Source organism: Methanobrevibacter sp., assembly GCF_015062935.1.
Lineage (GTDB): Archaea > Methanobacteriota > Methanobacteria > Methanobacteriales > Methanobacteriaceae > Methanocatella.
This window is the reverse complement of the sequence record NZ_SUTM01000007.1, coordinates 1-18,865: the sequence shown is the minus strand read 5'-3', so window position 1 is coordinate 18,865 and position 18,865 is coordinate 1. Positions and strand designations below refer to the sequence as shown.

General features: G+C 31.7%; 21 protein-coding genes. 13 read left to right on the top strand and 8 right to left on the bottom strand.

All coding sequences use genetic code 11. The features are described from left to right. Positions 1–25 precede the first annotated feature (25 nt). The 5 genes from E7Z81_RS04330 (at position 26) to E7Z81_RS04310 (ending at position 3,812) form a co-directional block, all read left to right on the top strand. Positions 26–358 carry a hypothetical protein gene (locus E7Z81_RS04330; protein ID WP_292744701.1) on the top strand — a complete coding sequence of 111 codons (333 nt, stop codon included), beginning with the start codon at positions 26–28 and terminating at the stop codon, positions 356–358. Between the two features lie 97 nt (positions 359–455). Beyond that, a complete protein-coding gene (locus tag E7Z81_RS04325) occupies positions 456–1,589 on the top strand; it encodes a hypothetical protein (protein ID WP_292744699.1) in 1,134 nt (377 codons plus the stop codon). Positions 1,590–1,602: 13 nt separating this feature from the next. Further along, positions 1,603–2,226: a hypothetical protein gene (locus E7Z81_RS04320; protein ID WP_292744697.1), complete on the top strand. Its 624-nt coding sequence runs from the start codon at positions 1,603–1,605 to the stop codon at positions 2,224–2,226. A gap of 17 nt (positions 2,227–2,243) precedes the next feature. Then, positions 2,244–3,521, top strand: coding sequence for a hypothetical protein (locus E7Z81_RS04315; protein WP_292744695.1), 1,278 nt, complete (start codon positions 2,244–2,246; stop codon positions 3,519–3,521). Between the two features lie 21 nt (positions 3,522–3,542). After that, positions 3,543–3,812: a transcriptional regulator gene (locus tag E7Z81_RS04310; RefSeq protein WP_367263004.1), complete on the top strand. Its 270-nt coding sequence runs from the start codon at positions 3,543–3,545 to the stop codon at positions 3,810–3,812. 18 nt (positions 3,813–3,830) lie between these two features. Here E7Z81_RS04310 and E7Z81_RS04305 read toward each other — a convergent pair whose 3' ends face one another. Both E7Z81_RS04305 and E7Z81_RS04300 read right to left on the bottom strand, forming a co-directional pair. Further along, a complete protein-coding gene (locus tag E7Z81_RS04305) occupies positions 3,831–4,853 on the bottom strand; it encodes a hypothetical protein (protein ID WP_292744691.1) in 1,023 nt (340 codons plus the stop codon). A gap of 20 nt (positions 4,854–4,873) precedes the next feature. Beyond that, positions 4,874–5,038 (bottom strand): AbrB/MazE/SpoVT family DNA-binding domain-containing protein, encoded by a 165-nt coding sequence (locus E7Z81_RS04300; RefSeq protein ID WP_292744689.1) that lies wholly within the window; start codon positions 5,036–5,038, stop codon positions 4,874–4,876. A 172-nt stretch (positions 5,039–5,210) separates the two neighbouring features. Between E7Z81_RS04300 and E7Z81_RS04295 the strand changes: the two genes are divergently transcribed. Continuing rightward, the gene (locus tag E7Z81_RS04295; protein ID WP_292744687.1) at positions 5,211–6,335 is read left to right on the top strand and encodes a DNA cytosine methyltransferase; all 1,125 of its coding nucleotides are present in this window, start codon (positions 5,211–5,213) and stop codon (positions 6,333–6,335) included. Continuing rightward, positions 6,336–7,493 carry a DNA (cytosine-5-)-methyltransferase gene (dcm, locus tag E7Z81_RS04290; protein WP_292744685.1) on the top strand — a complete coding sequence of 386 codons (1,158 nt, stop codon included), beginning with the start codon at positions 6,336–6,338 and terminating at the stop codon, positions 7,491–7,493. A gap of 55 nt (positions 7,494–7,548) precedes the next feature. Here dcm and E7Z81_RS04285 read toward each other — a convergent pair whose 3' ends face one another. Both E7Z81_RS04285 and E7Z81_RS04280 read right to left on the bottom strand, forming a co-directional pair. Next, positions 7,549–8,358, bottom strand: a complete 810-nt coding sequence (locus E7Z81_RS04285) for an LlaMI family restriction endonuclease (RefSeq protein ID WP_292744683.1) — start codon at positions 8,356–8,358, stop codon at positions 7,549–7,551. Between the two features lie 14 nt (positions 8,359–8,372). Then, positions 8,373–9,914: a hypothetical protein gene (locus E7Z81_RS04280; RefSeq protein ID WP_292744682.1), complete on the bottom strand. Its 1,542-nt coding sequence runs from the start codon at positions 9,912–9,914 to the stop codon at positions 8,373–8,375. Between the two features lie 214 nt (positions 9,915–10,128). Here E7Z81_RS04280 and E7Z81_RS04275 point away from each other — a divergent pair, with 214 nt between their 5' ends. Continuing rightward, on the top strand, positions 10,129–10,551 hold the full coding sequence (locus E7Z81_RS04275; protein WP_292744681.1) for a very short patch repair endonuclease: 423 nt from the start codon (positions 10,129–10,131) through the stop codon (positions 10,549–10,551). 181 nt (positions 10,552–10,732) lie between these two features. On the opposite strand, the gene E7Z81_RS04270 is transcribed toward E7Z81_RS04275, so the two are convergent. From E7Z81_RS04270 to E7Z81_RS04260, 3 genes are all read right to left on the bottom strand, one after another. After that, positions 10,733–11,482: an abortive infection family protein gene (locus tag E7Z81_RS04270; protein ID WP_292744679.1), complete on the bottom strand. Its 750-nt coding sequence runs from the start codon at positions 11,480–11,482 to the stop codon at positions 10,733–10,735. Positions 11,483–11,487: 5 nt separating this feature from the next. Then, positions 11,488–13,296: an AAA domain-containing protein gene (locus E7Z81_RS04265; RefSeq protein WP_292744677.1), complete on the bottom strand. Its 1,809-nt coding sequence runs from the start codon at positions 13,294–13,296 to the stop codon at positions 11,488–11,490. A gap of 357 nt (positions 13,297–13,653) precedes the next feature. Beyond that, positions 13,654–14,169 (bottom strand): hypothetical protein, encoded by a 516-nt coding sequence (locus tag E7Z81_RS04260; protein ID WP_292744675.1) that lies wholly within the window; start codon positions 14,167–14,169, stop codon positions 13,654–13,656. A gap of 322 nt (positions 14,170–14,491) precedes the next feature. Between E7Z81_RS04260 and E7Z81_RS04255 the strand changes: the two genes are divergently transcribed. The 5 genes from E7Z81_RS04255 to E7Z81_RS04235 all read left to right on the top strand — a co-directional run bounded on the left by E7Z81_RS04255 (position 14,492) and on the right by E7Z81_RS04235 (position 18,510). Next, positions 14,492–14,977 carry a hypothetical protein gene (locus E7Z81_RS04255; protein WP_292744673.1) on the top strand — a complete coding sequence of 162 codons (486 nt, stop codon included), beginning with the start codon at positions 14,492–14,494 and terminating at the stop codon, positions 14,975–14,977. Next, positions 14,978–15,916 (top strand): hypothetical protein, encoded by a 939-nt coding sequence (locus E7Z81_RS04250; RefSeq protein WP_292744671.1) that lies wholly within the window; start codon positions 14,978–14,980, stop codon positions 15,914–15,916. Between the two features lie 14 nt (positions 15,917–15,930). Then, positions 15,931–16,857, top strand: a complete 927-nt coding sequence (locus tag E7Z81_RS04245; protein ID WP_292744669.1) for a hypothetical protein — start codon at positions 15,931–15,933, stop codon at positions 16,855–16,857. A gap of 221 nt (positions 16,858–17,078) precedes the next feature. Continuing rightward, on the top strand, positions 17,079–17,477 hold the full coding sequence (locus E7Z81_RS04240) for a hypothetical protein (RefSeq protein WP_292744667.1): 399 nt from the start codon (positions 17,079–17,081) through the stop codon (positions 17,475–17,477). A 223-nt stretch (positions 17,478–17,700) separates the two neighbouring features. Further along, on the top strand, positions 17,701–18,510 hold the full coding sequence (locus E7Z81_RS04235; protein WP_292744665.1) for a pseudomurein-binding repeat-containing protein: 810 nt from the start codon (positions 17,701–17,703) through the stop codon (positions 18,508–18,510). Between the two features lie 48 nt (positions 18,511–18,558). Here E7Z81_RS04235 and E7Z81_RS04230 read toward each other — a convergent pair whose 3' ends face one another. Further along, the gene (locus E7Z81_RS04230) at positions 18,559–18,717 is read right to left on the bottom strand and encodes a hypothetical protein (RefSeq protein WP_292744663.1); all 159 of its coding nucleotides are present in this window, start codon (positions 18,715–18,717) and stop codon (positions 18,559–18,561) included. Positions 18,718–18,865: the final 148 nt, after the last annotated feature.

Sequence of the window (18,865 nt, the reverse complement as noted above, 5' to 3'; positions counted from 1 at the left end):
TTAAAAGATTTTCAAAGGTGATAATATGTCATGGGTAAATGTAGGAAACATAAAAGGTGAAACAGGTGCAGATGGTAGTAGTGTTAATGTGTATAAGGATACAGCACACGGTCAAATAATTTTTGTTGGTGATGATACAGAGGCAGTAATTTATCTCAGTGAAATTAAAGGGGCTAAAGGTGATACTGGAGCAACTGGTCCTGCAGGTCCTGTTAATATGACTTCAACATTAGACACAACAGATACAACAAATGTAGTAACAAACAGTGCAATAGCTACAGCTATTGAAGATGTTACTGACCAAATAGGAACAATAACATCAGTACAGTCTGCAAACTTAAACTTATTGGGGAGCTGATGTTAATGTCAATAGCCAGTAGCGTATTAACTGTTAATGAGAGATTGGAATTAACTAGAACATTAATAAAAGAAAAATTAATCTATGGGGTGTGAAAATGTCTTATACTCAACCGGATTTATCTCAAATGCTTCAAAATGAATCAACCCTCAATAATAATCTAACAACCGCCCAAACAAGGTTAAGAAGTATATTGGACAAGGAAGAAATTGGATATACTTCAGGGGATGGTGTAATACCATTGATTAGGAAATTACCTGTGCCACAATTGGGAAGTATAAACATTTATTTTGAAAACATGTTCACAACAGGTGCTAATGTTAATGTTGAAATAACAACAAGAGACACTAAAGGTGATTTAATGCCTAATGCAAATGTGGACATGTATAGACTTGACACTACCAGTTGGGGTCAGCCTGTAATAAATTCATTAGGGACAATAACAACCGGATCAAATGGTAAAGCTACATTAAGTGTTTCACCTCCTTCAGAAAAAGGATTTTTCTATATTCAAGGAAGAAACGACAATATTGTTGGTGGCCAATATGGAGTATATTGTACTACGGCTGTTAATGTTGACGACTTAAATTACAGCAATCTGAATAGTGGATTATTCAGTGCTAACGGTAGAGGTTCAAGTTCTGGATTCAGTATAATGGAAGCTGAACCTAATGGTAATTATATGGACATATATTTAGAAGCACACAGTGGTTATTCTGGAAATTATTTCGGATTGTCCTTGTCAGATTTAGGAACATATGCGACAAGCGAACTTGAAGGACATAAATTCTACGCATTAATGTCAGATGTAACTGGAACAGCAGGACGATGGATGGGATTTGGAATATGCGCTAATATTGATGACTGGTCTAATTTAAGAATAGGTGCCGGTGCAAAATATAATTATGGGGATGGTAGCGGTACCAATGGATACAGACAAGTTATGGAAAATATATCTCCATATGGAAATTCAAACGATTCAGATGATTTGGAAAGACCGGGCATTAAATTATATGAAGTAAATTGTGATTGGTCATTCAGTCCACGTGTTTGGGATACATATTCAGGCGATCCAACAGAAGAATATCCAGAGTATTATGTAAGTCATGGAACTTGGAATGTTACCATGCTTGATTTCAAAACTGGACCATATGAACCTTCAGTAATATTCAATTTCCCAGATAGATATTCCTATAGAGGATTCAGAATATACGGAGCAGGAGTTATTTAAACAACGTGATAATATGAGTATTGCAAGTAATGTAATTGAAATTAATACTAGATTGGGGACAGCAATATCCTTAATGAGAAGTAAAATGGATGATAATGGCTTACCTTACTACTCCTTTGATGATATTATAACATTAATTAATAAATTCGACAGAGGATGGGACGAATATTGGTTTGATTATTGTGATACATCTGATGACCCTAGTTTACGATATGACTGGAGTTCTGGAACATTAACTTACGGCGAGTATGATTACTATGATGTATTATTACCATCCAATGGTAGCATAGTTACACTGAAAGATAAACTTCCAAATCATTTCAAGTTCTCATTCACTTATTATCCAACAGAGAGGTGGGAATGGCTAAGATTCTATTTGAACGGAACTGAAGTAGCAAGATATTCATCAAGTTATGATGCGGGAAGTGGCGATACTGCTAAACTAACAAATTTAGGATATAACAAATGGGTAGACATTGAATTTGAATGGGATAATGGATTATTAACTATAAGAAGCGGAAGTAACTCCGGAACCTCTTCAGCATATAGTTTTCAGGAACCTATTCAAATGGGATTCATGGCCAATAAATCCAATAATAGAATTAGAGATATTAATATGGAAATATTTGATGATTAAAAAGATGATGTGAGAATATGGCAGAGAAAACAAATTGGATAGAAATCGGCAGAGTAACTGGCGATACAGGACCTAAAGGAGATACCGGAGACATAGGGATAGGAACAATAATAAAAGGACACTACAATAGCTATTCAGAATTTATTGCAGTTCACCCTTCAGGTTCTTTAGGTGATGCATATATAGTCGATGGCAGCTATTACTATTGGAACGAAAACGGATGGGCTAACGCAGGTTCCATCAAAGGGGATACTGGTGAAACCGGAGCCAAAGGTGATAAAGGTGATAAGGGAGATACTGGTGAGAAAGGTAGTAAAGGAGACAAGGGTGAGACTGGAGCAACTGGCCAAAAAGGAGAACAAGGACCTAAAGGAGATACTGGAGATACAGGAGCTACTGGTGATACTGGACCAACCGGGCCAACTGGTGACACTGGAGCTACTGGTGCTGGCATTACTATTAAAGGTTCGTATAACACTTACGAGGAATTAATAGCTGAACATCCAACCGGTAATGATGGAGACAGCTATTTAGTAAACGGATCATTATATGTCTGGAATGGTACAGTTTGGGAAAACGTAGGAAATATAAAAGGAGAAAAAGGAGACAAAGGTGAAACAGGCCTACAAGGGGTTAAAGGTGATACTGGAGATACAGGTTCTAGTGGCTTTTCACCAATCGTTAATGTCGACCATTCTACTGGCCAAATTGTAATCACAACAGAAGATGGTTCAGCAACAATATCATTTGATGAACTCAAGGGCGATACTGGACCTCAAGGAGTTAAAGGAGATACAGGAAACACTGGTGAGGCATTCACTTTCGATGACTTTACACCAGAACAATTAGCAAGTCTAAAAGGGGCAACTGGTGATACTGGAGCAACAGGAAGTAAAGGTGACAAAGGAGATAAGGGAGACACAGGTGCTAAAGGTGATACTGGCCAAGGCAGTGATGAGGAAGCAGGTTGGAAACTACCAGTCGATAAAATACAAACCACAACAACATTACCAACAGGAGTTAGCAAAGGTTATCGTGTAGCTATTTGTACAAGCTCTGTCATGGCCATTAAAGAATACAACGGAAGTTCTTGGGATACAGAATCACTTGATCCATATTCAGTGATACCATTAAAACATTCAGGAAGTATACAAATGTATTTGGCAAAATCTTCAGGACCTGTCTATATGGGTGTTGATTATGGAGTCTTTGGTAAGTTCCGCTTTATGACTCAGGCAGCATATGACGCATTAAGTAGCTATGATGAAGATACAATTTATTTTGTAAGAAGTTAATAACATTAGATAAGAGTGATTATGATGGAACTAAGTGACGAAATGTTGACAGAAATCAGTTACGTGCAAATATCACAATATAGGACAAAAGTGATGAAGGCACTGGATGGTGAAGTAAAAATACCAAGCAACATTGCCAGAGATTCAGGGATAAGGACAAACCATATCTCAAAAATACTGGGTGAGTTGAAGGAGCATGAGTTGGTTGAATGTATTAATCCTGAAGTTAGAAAAGGTAGGTTGTACAGGCATACTGAAAAAGGTGAGCAGGTAGTTAAAAATTTAGAATAGTGATGGTTTGATTAAATTTTATTTAGTTCCAAATCTGTTTATAAATTCTGCATATGTCTTTGGATTTGCATTAGTTATGCCATAATGACTATGATATTTTCCATGACACCATTTACATAACCTTATACCATTATTGGGGTCAACACGAAGTTTAGGATAATTTTCATAACTAAAAACATGATGAGCTACAGGATATTTTTCAGAACCGCAGCATTGACAAACTTTATCTCTTGAAACTACTTCTAATCGCCATGCATTATATTCTGGGCTGTCTCTAACTCCATATTCTTTTTCCATTTCTTCATCTTCTTCTTCGATGAATAATTCTTCAGATAATCTCTCAATATGATTGCAATATAAATAAAAGTTAAATCTTCCATTTTTTTCTTCACGGTATGTTTTAAGAATTCCGGTGAATCTAATATGTTGACCAATATTATAATTATCCCATGAAGTTAAATCATCTTCAAAAACAACAATTAATTTGCGAGAAGTGTCTTTACTTCCAGTAATTATTAGTTGGGTGTTAACATATTCGGATTCTTCTTGAAGTAATCTAAAAGAACGTCCACCACATTCATTACATAATGGGGGTTCTATGATTGTATTTGAAGAAGTTTGTTCAACTTCATGTAATCTCATGCAACCTCTACATTCAAAGACACCAGTTTCTATTCTAGGTGCAGGTTCATTAACTTCTTCAATTATTCCATCATATGAAACAAAAGAACCTATGTAATTGCTATTAAGGTCTTTTAATTGAATCATGTTATTTAAATTTTCAAAACGAATGTTGATATTAGCACTTTTAACAAGAGGATCAATATTTTTAATAGCTGTTTTTGCTGCTTCAATAACTTCATCAGGTTTTTCAATTAATAAATCTGCTAAATCTGAATCATAAATCTCTAATGTTGGATAATTAACAATTAGTGATCTTTTAGTGGGATATTGTTCTAATATTTCAAATACGTCATCTTTGTATGATGTTGCAAAGAATTCTTCGAATTTACTTATTGATGTTTGACACTTTGTTATCATGAATTATTATAAGTTAATAATTATTTAACTATTTTTAATTCTAATGTTTTTGTTTCGGTATTCAGTATCCATTCTATTGTATCGCCAGATTCTATGTTTAATGCTTTAACATATGTTTTGGGTATTGTGGTGATTAGTGAAATCTTACCTTGGTATCTGACACTTGTTTCTTCTTTTATTTCCATAATATTAACTATGTGTGGGGTTATAAATAACATTTTTGGTTCTGTTAAAATAGTCAAAAAAATAACATTTAAATAGTATTAAAAATATATTATAATTAAGAAAAACATATCATAATACAGTTCTGTATTTTTTCATATGTTGTATATTGATTAATATTTATTGGTGAAAAACATGTTAAGAGTCTTTGAAGCGTTTGCGGGTTATGGAAGCCAAAGAATGGCATTGCGCAACATAGGAATTGAATTTGAGGTAGTGGGTATCTCAGAAATAGAGGGGGATGTTATTCAATCATATGCTGCTATTCATAGTGATTTTTTGGAAAAAAGAAAACACATTGACAACTATGTGCCTGAAGACAAAGAAGAGATGATTTCTTATTTGGAAGAAATTAATGTTCCATTAGATTACAGAACTTTTGAAAACAAGGCCAGAAAGCTTCGACTGCCAAAATTAAAAGACATGTACTTAGCAAACAAACTGATTAACAATTATGGAGATATACAAAGAATAGACCCGACAACATTACCTGATTTTGATTTATTCACCTACTCATTCCCTTGTCAAGATATATCTGTAGCGGGATATCAGTGCGGATTAAATGAGGATTCAGGAACAAGATCATCATTACTATGGGAATGCTGTAAGATTATTGAAACTAAAAGGCCTAAATATCTGATGATGGAAAACGTAAAAAATCTTGTTGGAAAAAATCATAAAGATAATTTTTTGAAATTTTTAGATTATCTTGAAAGTTTAGGATATACAAACAATTGGGCTATTCTAAATGCCAGAGATTATGGCATCCCCCAAAATCGAGAACGAGTCTTTTGCATTAGCGAACTTAAATCAAAAAGAGATTTTGTTTTCCCTGAACCGATAGAATTAAAATTCAAACTTGAGGATATTCTTGAGAAAAATGTGGATGAAAAATTTTATCTGAATAATGGTCAGGTTACAGATAAACCTATTAATCAGGAATGCAGCTATTGTCTCGATTCAAACTATTGGAAAGGCACTACACTTCAAAGTTTTCTAAAAAAACACAGAAGACAACTTGTAACTGATAAAATTAATGAATCCGGACAATATGTACCTAGAAGGCTCACTCCAAAAGAAACATGGAGACTTATGGGTGTTAATGATGAAGACATAGATAAAGCAAGCCAGTTAGTAAGCAATACAAGTCTTTATAAACAATCTGGAAACAGTATAGTTGTTCCAGTTCTTGAAGCCATATTCAAGCAGTGGTTTATTGAAATCCCAAATAAAAATGTAGGTTTGGACAGGTGGTTATAAATGAGCAGATCAGAAGATATTCTTGCTGTCAGAGAAAAATTGGGAATAAGAAGAAAAGAATTTTCAGATGCTTTATGTTTTACCAGAGAGCAGGAGAAAATGTTAAAAGAATGGGAGATGGGAAAATTAGATGTCCCTGATGAAATATATGATAAAATAATGAATTTTCCTACTGAACCACTATTTAAAAACAGGCCTATTGAAGAATGCAGATTTACACAAATTGATTTATTTGCAGGAATTGGAGGCATCAGACAGCCATTTCAAAAACATGGTGGATACAATGTATATTCCTCTGAATGGGATAAGTTTGCTCAAACAACATACCGTATTAATTATGGAGAGATTCCAGATGGAGACATAACTCTTGTCAATGAAAAAGACATTCCCGATCATGATATATTGCTTGCAGGATTTCCTTGCCAACCATTTTCACAGGCAGGGCTTCATAAAGGCTTTGAAGATACAAGAGGAACTCTCTTTTTTGATATTGCAAGAATACTTAACGAAAAAAGACCGAAGGCATTTATGCTGGAAAATGTAAAACAGTTACGTGGACACGATAAAGGAAATACAATAAAAGTTATTTTATCTGTGCTTGATGAACTGAATTATTATGTCCCTAATCCTCAAATATTGAACGGTTATCATTTTGGTTTACCTCAAAACAGAGAACGAATAATAATTGTAGGTTTCAATAGGGATTATTTACCTGAGAATTTTAAAGAGTTTGAATATCCTGTCGGACAAATAGATGAAAAAGTTTGTGTAGGAGATGTGTTAGAAGAATCAGTTGGGGAGAGATTTACAATTTCTGACAAACTTTGGGAAGGGCATCAGGCACGAAAAAAGAAACATAAAAAGAAAGGAAACGGATTTGGATTTGCACTGTTCAATGAAGACAGCAAATATACAAGTACAATAAGTGCAAGGTACTATAAGGATGGAAGTGAAGCACTTATAGAACAATCCGGAAAAAATCCTAGAATGCTGACTCCAAGAGAATGTGCAAGATTGCAGGGATTCCCAGAGGATTTCATCATTCCTGTTTCAAATGCACAGTCATATAAACAGTTTGGTAATTCTGTTTGCATTCCAGTAATTGAAGCTGTAGCTATTGCAATGCTTGATTATCTTGGTGAATATAATATTCTGTAGGTTAAGATAATGAGAGATATGTAGGAAATTCTGTTCCACATATCTGTTTCATTATTTATTCATATGTTTCCGTAATTAAACTGTCCCAAAATTTGTTGTTTGCTCTCCATTGTGAATAAGGTCTTTTATTACCTTCATACATCCCACTGTCGAAAAATACTATACCTTCTTTAACCAAATTGAGCCAATCATCAAAATTCACTGGTTCACCAAAGCATATTCTATCATATTCTCCACTTTCATCTGTTTTACAAGTAAACCAACCTTTATCATTGAATTTGTCTTCAAGTTTTGCTTTGAGACATTTGTCGGCTCTTTTGGATGTAGGGGAATGTTCACCATACCATCTGGCTATTTCAAGGTTCTCTATTTGTAATTCTTTAGGAACAATATTCTCTTTATCTTCTCTTTTATCCTGTGAATATGAATAAAAAGCAACAATATCTTTATTAGGTTCTATTAACAGGATTTGTCCAAAGTCATTATATGAGTCGATTTTTGGACAAGGTGTTCCAGACCAGGAATATCGTCCTCCTTTTTCTTCATTCGGCTTACCAAAGATTTTTACAAAACTATTCTGTTTTTCATATTTTTTATCTCCCTCAAAAAGTGAGGAATATTTGGAGCTGGTAAAAACATATATATTGGCAGACCAATCACCAAAAGTTGTTTTGGATGTGGTTTCATTTTTTAATTCATACCCAAATAAATCAGCTTCATTATCTGCATTTGCAGTTACTCCAAATTGTTGTTCTAGCCAATGGCCTTTTCTTCCGTCATGACGTTCGTTTTTTCCTTTGACATTGGGAGTTTTTCCTTTAACATTCTTTCTAAATAACTCGATAATTTGTTCTTTTGCTGTCATAATAAGAGACCTCCTCAGTTATTTTTAATAAATTCTTCCACAGTTATAATTTTCTTGTCTACTAAAGATTTTGGAAAACTGTCCTCTTTAGTTTTTAAATAGCCACTAAATTCGTCATTTAGAACCCATTTTTTTGTTCTTTTTTTATAATGATATATTTTCTTTGGAACATCATCTTCTAGTAAACAAATGAAAGAAATGTCATCTAGTGTACTGGAAGGTATGGTATTAAAGTCTTCAGGTTTTAGTGTATTGCTTATTAAAATGCTTTCATTTTTGATTTTTGATAGTCCAACGCAAGTGGCACTCAGACTACAAATACTACACGCAAGAGGATTAACTCCACGTAGTTCACTATTTCCAATAGTACCATATCTTTGACACCAAAGTATATCAAAAAAATTTTTCATGTTTGTTTTATTAGATTGACTTGCAAGCCATATGACCCGCTCTAATTTTCCTAGCATATCAAAGCTATCAAAAAAGTTAGGCATTCTGCTTATTCCAAGTGGAAACTGATAGAATGTTTTTATCCATGTATCTATAGGAATAATTTCTTCCTTTTCAAAACCCTGTTGTAAGAAACAAGCAATGACTTTTTCTGAATAACCTACAAGCTTAGTGCCCTTTCTATAAAATGTGTTAAAGAAGTTTTTGCTCCATTTCCTATAATCACTGTTTTCTATATTCATGAAGGCACTGATGAAAAATGCTGCTCGCCAAGGGTGACGATTAAAAGCATCAACCAACATTTCTGAATAATATTTATCAGTTTCAGTAAGTTGCCCAGTTGAATAGTATTTGCCCGATACATTTTTTATGAACTTTTCTTTGTTCCGTTCCCAAGCTTTTGGCATAATTTTAAAAGTGACATTATCAATGATGATTGAATCTGAAAAGTCTAATTCAAAAAGTTTTTTCATAGCTGAATATAGTTTCTTAAAATTAGGAAAATCTGAATAATCCTTATTTATTACATCTGTATATGATGGAATAATATAATATTCTAAATGGCTCCAATCAGAAGGAAAAGACACTTCTTCACCAAATTCACTCATAAAATTATACAACATTCTCATTTCACTTTGCCTGCCAGTTCTGGGTTGCCATGCTGCAACAAATCTTGGAATTGAAAACATTTCCTCATAAAAGCGACCATAAGGTATAGATGAGCCATAGGATTTTTCGATGTATTGCCATAAATCTGTTAATATATTTATAAATTCAGGCTGACCCTTACAACAATCTATTACAGTTTGTTTGTTGACTGGATTGCTGAATCCAATTCTGTTTTCAATTTCATCTTTTATTTTATCCACCACTTCTGTACTAGGCTCAAGATTAGTAAATACAATAAATTTAGCATTGCACTTTTCTTGTATAATTTCATAGCTGACTGCCACAGGACAGCCAACAAGACGGCTACCATTTATCTGTGTATGTATGTACATTATTGGAAATTGTGGCAAATCAGGATAGTATAATTCAATTTTAGGAATCCATTGTATGGGAATTCCCTTAATTTCTATTTCTGTTTTATGGTTTAATTGAAACATTTCATCACTCCATATAATTTAAATCACTTATTGTTTCACACCAATTTATAATATAAGATTTGTTTTGTTAATCACATGATATAACATTTATTGTAATATTGCAAAACCAGAACAATATTGTTTTAATTGTGTAAAAATTATAATGTCTGAAACAGCATAAGCTATAAAAGATTATGGAAATATAAAATATAATATATTATATTAGTTGATTTATATGGTTGACAAAGTTAGCAAAGAGGTCAGAAGTTATAACATGTCACGAATTCGGAGTAAAGACACCAAACCAGAAATCGTTGTCCGAAGTTATCTTTTCTCAAAAGGTCTTCGTTTCCGAAAGAATGATAAACGATATCCTGGAAGCCCAGATATAGTGCTACCAAAATACAAGACAATTGTTTTTGTTCATGGATGTTTCTGGCATCTCCATGACGGATGCAAATATGCAAGAATACCAAAATCCAATGTAGATTTTTGGAAAAAGAAACTCTATAGAAACAAAGAACGTGATGAGGAAAACCAGAAAGAGCTGGAAGAAATGGGATGGAATGTCATCACTGTGTGGGAATGTGAATTGAAAAAGGACAAAGTTGAACAGACACTTGAAGATTTATACACTCAAATAACTTCAAAACATTGATTTGCTAAATTATAATATATACAATAATATATTAAATCAATTTCCATTCAAAAAGAATAATGCAATGAGAATAATTAATTAAGAATTAGAATAATTTCTTAAAATCAAGTGAAAGAATAAGGTTTGGTAAAAAATTAAAATAAAAAATAAATTGTGGAATTTTATAACTCTAAGAACAATTTCAAGCAGAATCGATAGTTATTTCATTTTCAGTAGTATCAATAAACTCCTTAATATTAACAATTTGTTTAAAAATCAATTTACTTTCAGCTTCATTCAAAACATCATTGTCATGTGCGAAAGAATAATTATTTCTTACTTGATTAAACTGTGAAAATAAAGAGATAGATGATTTTAATATTGTTATTGTCATTTGAGAATCAATATACTCACTAATAAATTTTACATACTGTTTGAATATGGAATCTAGCTTATCTTTATCTTCAAAGGCAATATCATGCCTTGAGCATAGTTCTTTTACATAATTATGCATTAAAGTATGCAATCGGTCTAATGCAAAAACAGGTTCTCCTTTATTTATAGAATCATTTATGTTTGCAATTAAACTATTAATGTTTTCATCAGCAGTTTTTGATTTTATAGAATAATCTTCCCACTGGGTTATATCATTAATAACCTCCTCGATTTGTATTTTATTAACTGTAGTATAATTATCTAAAATATATTCAACCATTTCACATGCTTCTTTTTTATCAATACGTAAAGCTGTGTCAAGAACATTGATGACATTATCTACGTAATCTTCATCATGGAAATATTGACTTCTAATTAATCTTTGATTTTCCTCTAGGATAACGTCAAAGTCAAAGGCTTCTAAAATATGATCCCACATAATTTCAGTTTCGTTTTCAACAATTAAATTCCCAATCTTAATAGCTTTTAATTTTAATTTATCTGCCATGCAACTCATTCCAATTAATAAAATATGACTGATTCATTTTCATTACAATAATCAAATAATCTTTTAAACATAGGTTCATTAGATAATGTTTTTGAATTACCAATTATGATTAATTTACTTTTTGCTCGAGTAAGAGCAACATTCAATCTTTTGGGTTCATCTAAAAATCCAACTTCACCTTGATTATTACTTCTTACATTTGATATAATTATAATGTCTTTTTCCCTACCTTGAAAACCATCAACTGTTTCCACCTCAATATCAATCATGGATTTGATTAATTTAACTTGGTCGGAATAATTTGTTATAATTCCAAGGTCATTAATATTAAAATTAGAGTTAATACAATCATTAACAATATTTTTGGTAATGTCTGCTTCTAATTTATTAATATATGAATTAGAATAATTCCAGGTCGTTTCGTAATTATTTCTAGCTAGGGAAGTATCTACAAAAATCAATGAATTGCCGTTATCAAAATTACTGTTAATTGTAATGGAAGGGGTGTTTTTAACAGATCTATCACAAATTAACTTATTATTGTAAAATTCTCTATTGGGAAAATCCATAAGCATATTATTCATCCTATATTGTATTTTTAACATTTCCATCTGCTGAGGAAACATCTTACAAAGTTTTTCAAATAAAGATATTTTTAGTTCCTCATTTCCAGAACTAACAGTGGGAGCTAATTGTTTATGGTCTCCAGCTAGTATAAATCTATCAGCTTTGCTGATTGGTATTAAAACACTAGGAATAGTTGCTTGTGCAGCCTCATCAATAATTGCAATATCAAAGTTAGTGTCTTGTAGAATATTTGATGCTGCTGAAGAATTTGTTGTGAAAATAACCTGACTATGTTTAATGATGTCTTTATCAATTTTTCGTTGTAATCTTATGATTTCTTTATTTAATTGATTAATACTTTTTATAATATTTTCACGTTTTGTTTTATCGCATTTTTGAATTTGTGATTCATATTTTTTCTTCTTTTTTTCTAATGATTTAATTTCTGAGAATACAATATGTGTTTTTCTCTTATTTTGTAAAGAAAATCTTTTCATGTTATTATTGAACTTATTAAATGTACCTACTCGAGTCATATCCATTTTTGAACTAATTAATTTAACTGCTAAATTGTCAATTGCTATATTGCTTTCCGCAGTTATCAAAACTCTATGCCCATTATTCACTTCTTGTTTTACTAATTCAATTAGTGTTCGTGTTTTACCAGTACCGAATGGGCCATGAATTAGAAAAAAACTTCCACAACAAAGACTTTTTTCAACTGCGGCTTTTTGATATCTGTTTAATCCATTATCATAAAATAATACTTTTTTACTAGGATTGTTCGCTTTTGGAATGGAAATTCCTAATAATAATCTAAGAGCATTATTACAATCAGTATTTGCTAAATTATCTAATTGGCGTTTGTAAGTTGTATTTTTCACAAATAAATCAATTCTACATTCATTAAAATTATCATCGAGTATCGGTTTATTAACATAATTTACAGTTATTGTATTATAGTTTATTTCACTAACTATTCCAGTAACATTTTTAATCAAACCTTTTTCACCAGTTATAAATACTGTATCCCCTTTATTAATCTCAGTGTTTATTTTTTCTAGACCGGTAAATAATACTTTGCAATCTGAAGGATATTTTTTGAGCACTTTTCTTTTCATACCCACAATAGTTTTTCCTTCCTTAATACGTTGCTCACAATTAATGTTTATGATTTCATTTATAGCAACTTGTTCTTCTGATTTTATTTCATTCAAAATAAGATTTTTAAGATGTTCTTTATATTTTTTTATCATAAATTCACCTTTAAAATAATTTCATTAGTTTCAGAATTCTAGAAAAACTTTTTCTATGTTGGGTAGGAATTACAGTAATGGTCGGTTAATGATTTAGAGTACAATCTAGACGAATAGAATTAAATAAAAAATAGAAATACTTTTACTAAATCAATACATCACTTATAATTTCATTAAAACAAAATCAATAAATAAAATAATCTAATTATCAAAACATAGAAAAAAGTTCAACTCAAATAAATTTTTAAAAATAGTTTTCTTCAAAATATATGTCAGAAAATTCAAACTGATTATAAATTGTTTAAAATTAAAAAATCATATAATTTAAACATTAAATAGTATATGTATTATTCAAAATTATGGATTAATATTTTTACTATTGAAAATACGATTATATTCATTATGGACTGAAATAGTTTCTTTTTTCTTATCTTTATTTGCATGGGGGCCTAAATTACTATTGCCTAACTGTTTTTCATAATAATCAGGATTCTTTCTTTGTTCTTGTTTACTTTTTTCATTTTGTTCACGTTTTGCAAATTTACGGCAGTTTTTAGAACAGTATTTCTCAGCATTATTTTTGGGTTTGAATCCTTTACCACAATATTTACATTTCTTACGATTTAAATTATAAATGGCTCTTTTTAGTAATAATTTTTCATCATAGGATTTAAATGAAATCAAACCCTCTTCAATCAAATCTTTAATGCCCTTTTCAATATGTGTGGCACTTTCAGATAAAATTTCATGTTTAAATGTTTCGTCCAGATTAGTTAAATAAAAATTATTTTCTTTTGGTTCAATAACCTTTAAAGATATTAATTCTAAATAATCATCTCTAAGCATATGTTTAGGGTTTGATTTTTTAAGCATCACAATTAAATTATATTGTATATAACTATTAATATAATTGTAAATTATGAACTTTGCAACTAAAGGAGATATATGTTATAATCAACATATACTAATTCGAAGACAAAATATCACTCGTATTTGTTTTTATTATAGAAATAACTCATCTTAAATTCATAATTGCCCTAATTATCGACTTATTTCTATTCTATCTCTTATTTAAAATGTTAATAGTTAATATCAATCTTCACTAAATTTTTAAAAAAGTAGCTATTATATATAAATATTTATATATTATAAGTAATAAATTACATAATAAAGAATTTAGTGGAGGACATATTTAATGGCAGATTCAATTATTTTACTTGAAGAGAGAAAAGAAGTCACAACCTTCTTGTTAGATGAAGGCACCATCACTGAAACTACTGTCACCACTCCAACCGGTGAAACTCCAGGCTATGAGTATTCTGGAGTCAAAGTTAAAGTTGATGATGCCGTAACATTATCCGAAAACTCTAATATTGGAAAACCAACTGTTAAAAAATACACTGATGATGAAAATGAAATCATTTTAGGTATTGCAGTTAACGATCCGGTTACCATGACTGGCGGCAGAAGAAAAACTGCAATTCTAGTCCTGGGACATTTGTTCAGATTAAAATTAGCCAGTGGTTTATCAAACATTAATGTTAATGACAAAATTGCATTAACAAGTACCGGAGCTATTAAATCTGATGACGGTGAATACATTGCAATGCATCCAGTAGAAAGCTCAGACTCTTATAATTACATTGAAGTATTCAGACCATACGATTTAGGTGATGCTTAAATGATTACTAAAGGAAATGATACTAAAGTCCAAAATGAAGTAATAGCTCAAACTATTACTGATGAAACTGCAAAAAGATTAAAGTTAGCCAGATTGTTTCCTAAACAAGAAATTAAAGAAAATTCAGATTATTATACTTACTTCAGACAAAATATTAATCTTGATGAAGCTATTAACAAAGGTTTACTTGGGGAAGCTAAAGACATTGCTCCAGGTGCTTCACTTCAAGAGTTAAACATTAGAAAACCAATCACCGACACTATCAGTATTGATACTGTGGGTGGGGTTTTAAATGTTAACAAAGACGTATTTGATTCTGATATTGTTTCTTTTGAGGACTTGTTAGGTGATGTGGCTACTGTAATAGCTAATCGTATTGAATTCAACATTTATGATACTTTAATGAATTCCAATCAGGTTCCTGAGTACAATACCTCTCAAACTGAAGATACCATGGAAGCGTTTGGTCAGTTTGTTATTGCTGCTCAGGAAGCATTCAAGGGTAATGCCGGAGCAGGAGCAGACCTAACCATAATGGCAGAGTCATACAAAACATTATCTTACGTCAAACAAATTGCTTACCAAAACAATAAGTTAGTACAACCTGTTGAAGATATCCAAAGCTATTATGGTATTGACAATATTGATTTCTTGGGAACTACACAAGCTGACGGCGGATCACTAGTAGGTGATAAAGAATACATTGGATTCGATTTAAGAAACGCTCCATTAACTGTATTGTATTCCAAATCTTCTGGAACTACAACTGCACCTATTACTAGTGATGAAAACATAGCTGACTTCTATCCAATCATTGAAATAATGAGAAAAGATATCTACGATGAGTTACCACAATATACCAAATTGTTCATCCAAAGTAAAGTCGGAATATTGTTAAACAAACCAGGACTTGCCTTGAAAGGTACATGCAGACCATAAGGATGTGATTGTTAATGTTAACCAAAGGAAATGATGCTAAAGTACAAAATGAAGTAATGGCACAAATTGTTGCCGATACTTCTGCAAAGTGGATGAAATTCACCAGATTACTCCCAAAACAAGAGATTGAAGAAAACAGCCAATATTACACTTACATGTCCCAACGTGTAAATATCGAGGAAGCTATTCAATCAGGAGTTCTTGGTGAAGCCAAAGACATTGCTCCAGGTGCAACCCTTCAGGAATTAAACGTCAGAAAACCAATCAGCGAAACCATCTCCATTGATACCATTGGTGGAGTATTGAATGTCTCTGCACAAATGTTGGATTCCAATTTAATCTCCGTTAATGACATGTTACAGGATGTAGGAATTCTTATCGGCAGAAGCATTGAAAAGGCAGCTATTGATATGATTACCAATTCCAGTAAAGTTGCCAAATATGATTTTGAATCTGGTGATGATACTGGTATGACCATCCTTAAAGCTCAAGAGAAGTTCAAGGAATCGGCAGGAAGCTTTACAAACTTAAATAGTATGGCGGTAAGCTATAAATCATTAACTACTCTTAAGTCTGACTTGTTCTCTTCCAACAGACAGGTCGAACCGGTAGAACATATCCAAAGTTATTATGGTGTGGATAACATTGATATTCTTGGAACTGCTGTCTGTGATGGAGGTTCTGAAATGGGTGACAAAACATACATCGGAATGGACTACATCAACCCTGGAATGAAACTGTTATACTCAAGAACTACAGGAACAACCGTCGCACCTTTAGGTCCTGACGGTGAGATGTATGACTTTTATCCATTGATTGAATTCATGCGTAAGGACATTCGTGATGAACTACCAATGTATACAAAGCTATTCGTCCTTTCAAGCGTTGGTGTTTTAATGAATGCACCTAATAGAATTATAACTGGTAAATTTAGGGCATAAAACCGAACTTCCATAAAATCTCCTAAATATATATCGGGCCCTTTCGTCAGGGAGCGTGTAGGGATTAAAGAATATTAAATCTCTTTTTTTAGTGAAGTTTTAATTGCTTTTTCTTCACTAAACATCTTCTGCAAAGAGTTTAACTCCAAATAGCTGGGTTTTACTCTTTCCCCCAGCTATATATTTTAAACAGAAAAAACAATATGATAATGAGGCATAGAATGAAACTAATTTTAGATACTGAAAATTCACATCCAACAACAATAACAGTTAAAGGAAAACAAATTACATTACTTTTAATAGAAACCAGTATCCTAATTGACTCTTCCCAAATAGCTAAGATATTTGACAAGAAAAAAAAGACTGTGGCTGCTAAAGTGCAGAAATCTAAACTTGAAAAATACGAAACAGAAAATGTTAAACTATTGAAGAATTATGGTTTGATGAATTCTGAAGCTATTAAGCCTAGGCCGTTCTATGATCTTCGCCAGATGCTGGAAGGACCAGCACAATATTACTTCAAACAAATTGATGATCTTGACCTTATCGAAGTTATCATTAGGGTAGCTATCGGTAAGCATCGTGAGTGGATTCATAATTGTGACATTGACAAATATTAAATGATTTCATACATCACATTTTAAAAACCACTTTTATTTGCTCAAACACAACCGTTAATGTAAATGATGATTCACCATATTACATCTGAAATACTTACAATTAATTTTATTAGGCGTATCTTTGCGTAAACATTGATTGTTTCAACGCTTGGAAATGACAATATTTTTTATTATATTATTTATATAAAAAACATAATAAATAAAATAATACAAATTATATTATATGTCAAATGATAGCATTAGTTGGACTAGCTTTTGTCAAGCGATGAATTCAATCGCTTACTGGCTAATCCAAAACAAAAAGAAATATACGAAACGTGACTATTACCAAATATTAAAACAAAAAGGAAACTGCAAGGACATAGAAAAGAAAGCTAAAAAACTTGGAACCGATAAGCTAGTGGCCATGTATACCATGGAAGCTATTAAAGACAACAAGTCATTGGATTTCCTTCCAAACTATGTAACCTTAAAAAACAAGGAAAAAATCGATAAGGCTGAATATGTTGATATGGCAATAAGGACTGAAAGCTATATTAAAGTTAATGGAAGACTTCCGGCCATTGTATATAGAATGTCAACACTGCCGGACTATAACGATTCAACAATGAATTTATTTATAAAGACTTATACTTTTAAAGGTAATAGTATTGATGAGGCATTGGCAGTAATAGCTAAGAAGAAATTGTACAGTAAATACTTTGATTCACAAAAAACTGATAAGAAAACTATAACAGACGCTAAAGAGGGTAAAGGTTCCAACTGTGTAGACTGGGGACAAGTATATTATCGTATAGCCAAATCATTAGGATATGATGTACAATTTGTCCACGTTAAATGTCGTGTAAGTGGAACTGGCCATATAAGATTAAGATTAAAGCATAAAAAACATACTGGAGGTAATTGGATTAACAGAGATCCTGCTGCAGTAGCAAATACAACTTCAGGAAATGTTAGATCAATCTGGTGTGAAGACGGATACCTCATAGCATATGATCCATCCTGGATATTCACAGATTTGTACAGTAGTTAACATTAATGTTAACTCTTTTTCTTTTTTATTTAAAAATTAACAAATATTTTAGTAGGTTCTCAATACTAATTTCTTTTCAGATATTTTAACATTAATATCATCAGATACAGTAACAGTAGAACCGTTTCTATCTTTAAATTCAACTATAAAATCATTAGGTAATTTTTCAACAATTTCTTTTAAAACTTCAATAGTTAGTTCTGACATATTTAATAGGCATATTCAAACTATTATTAAAATATACACAATTGGAAACAAAACCTTATTTAAATTTCAAAAAGTTATTTACTGTTTTTTAATTTTTAATTAATTCGTCTAATGTGATTAACTGTTCTTTTAAGGTTTTAATTTCATT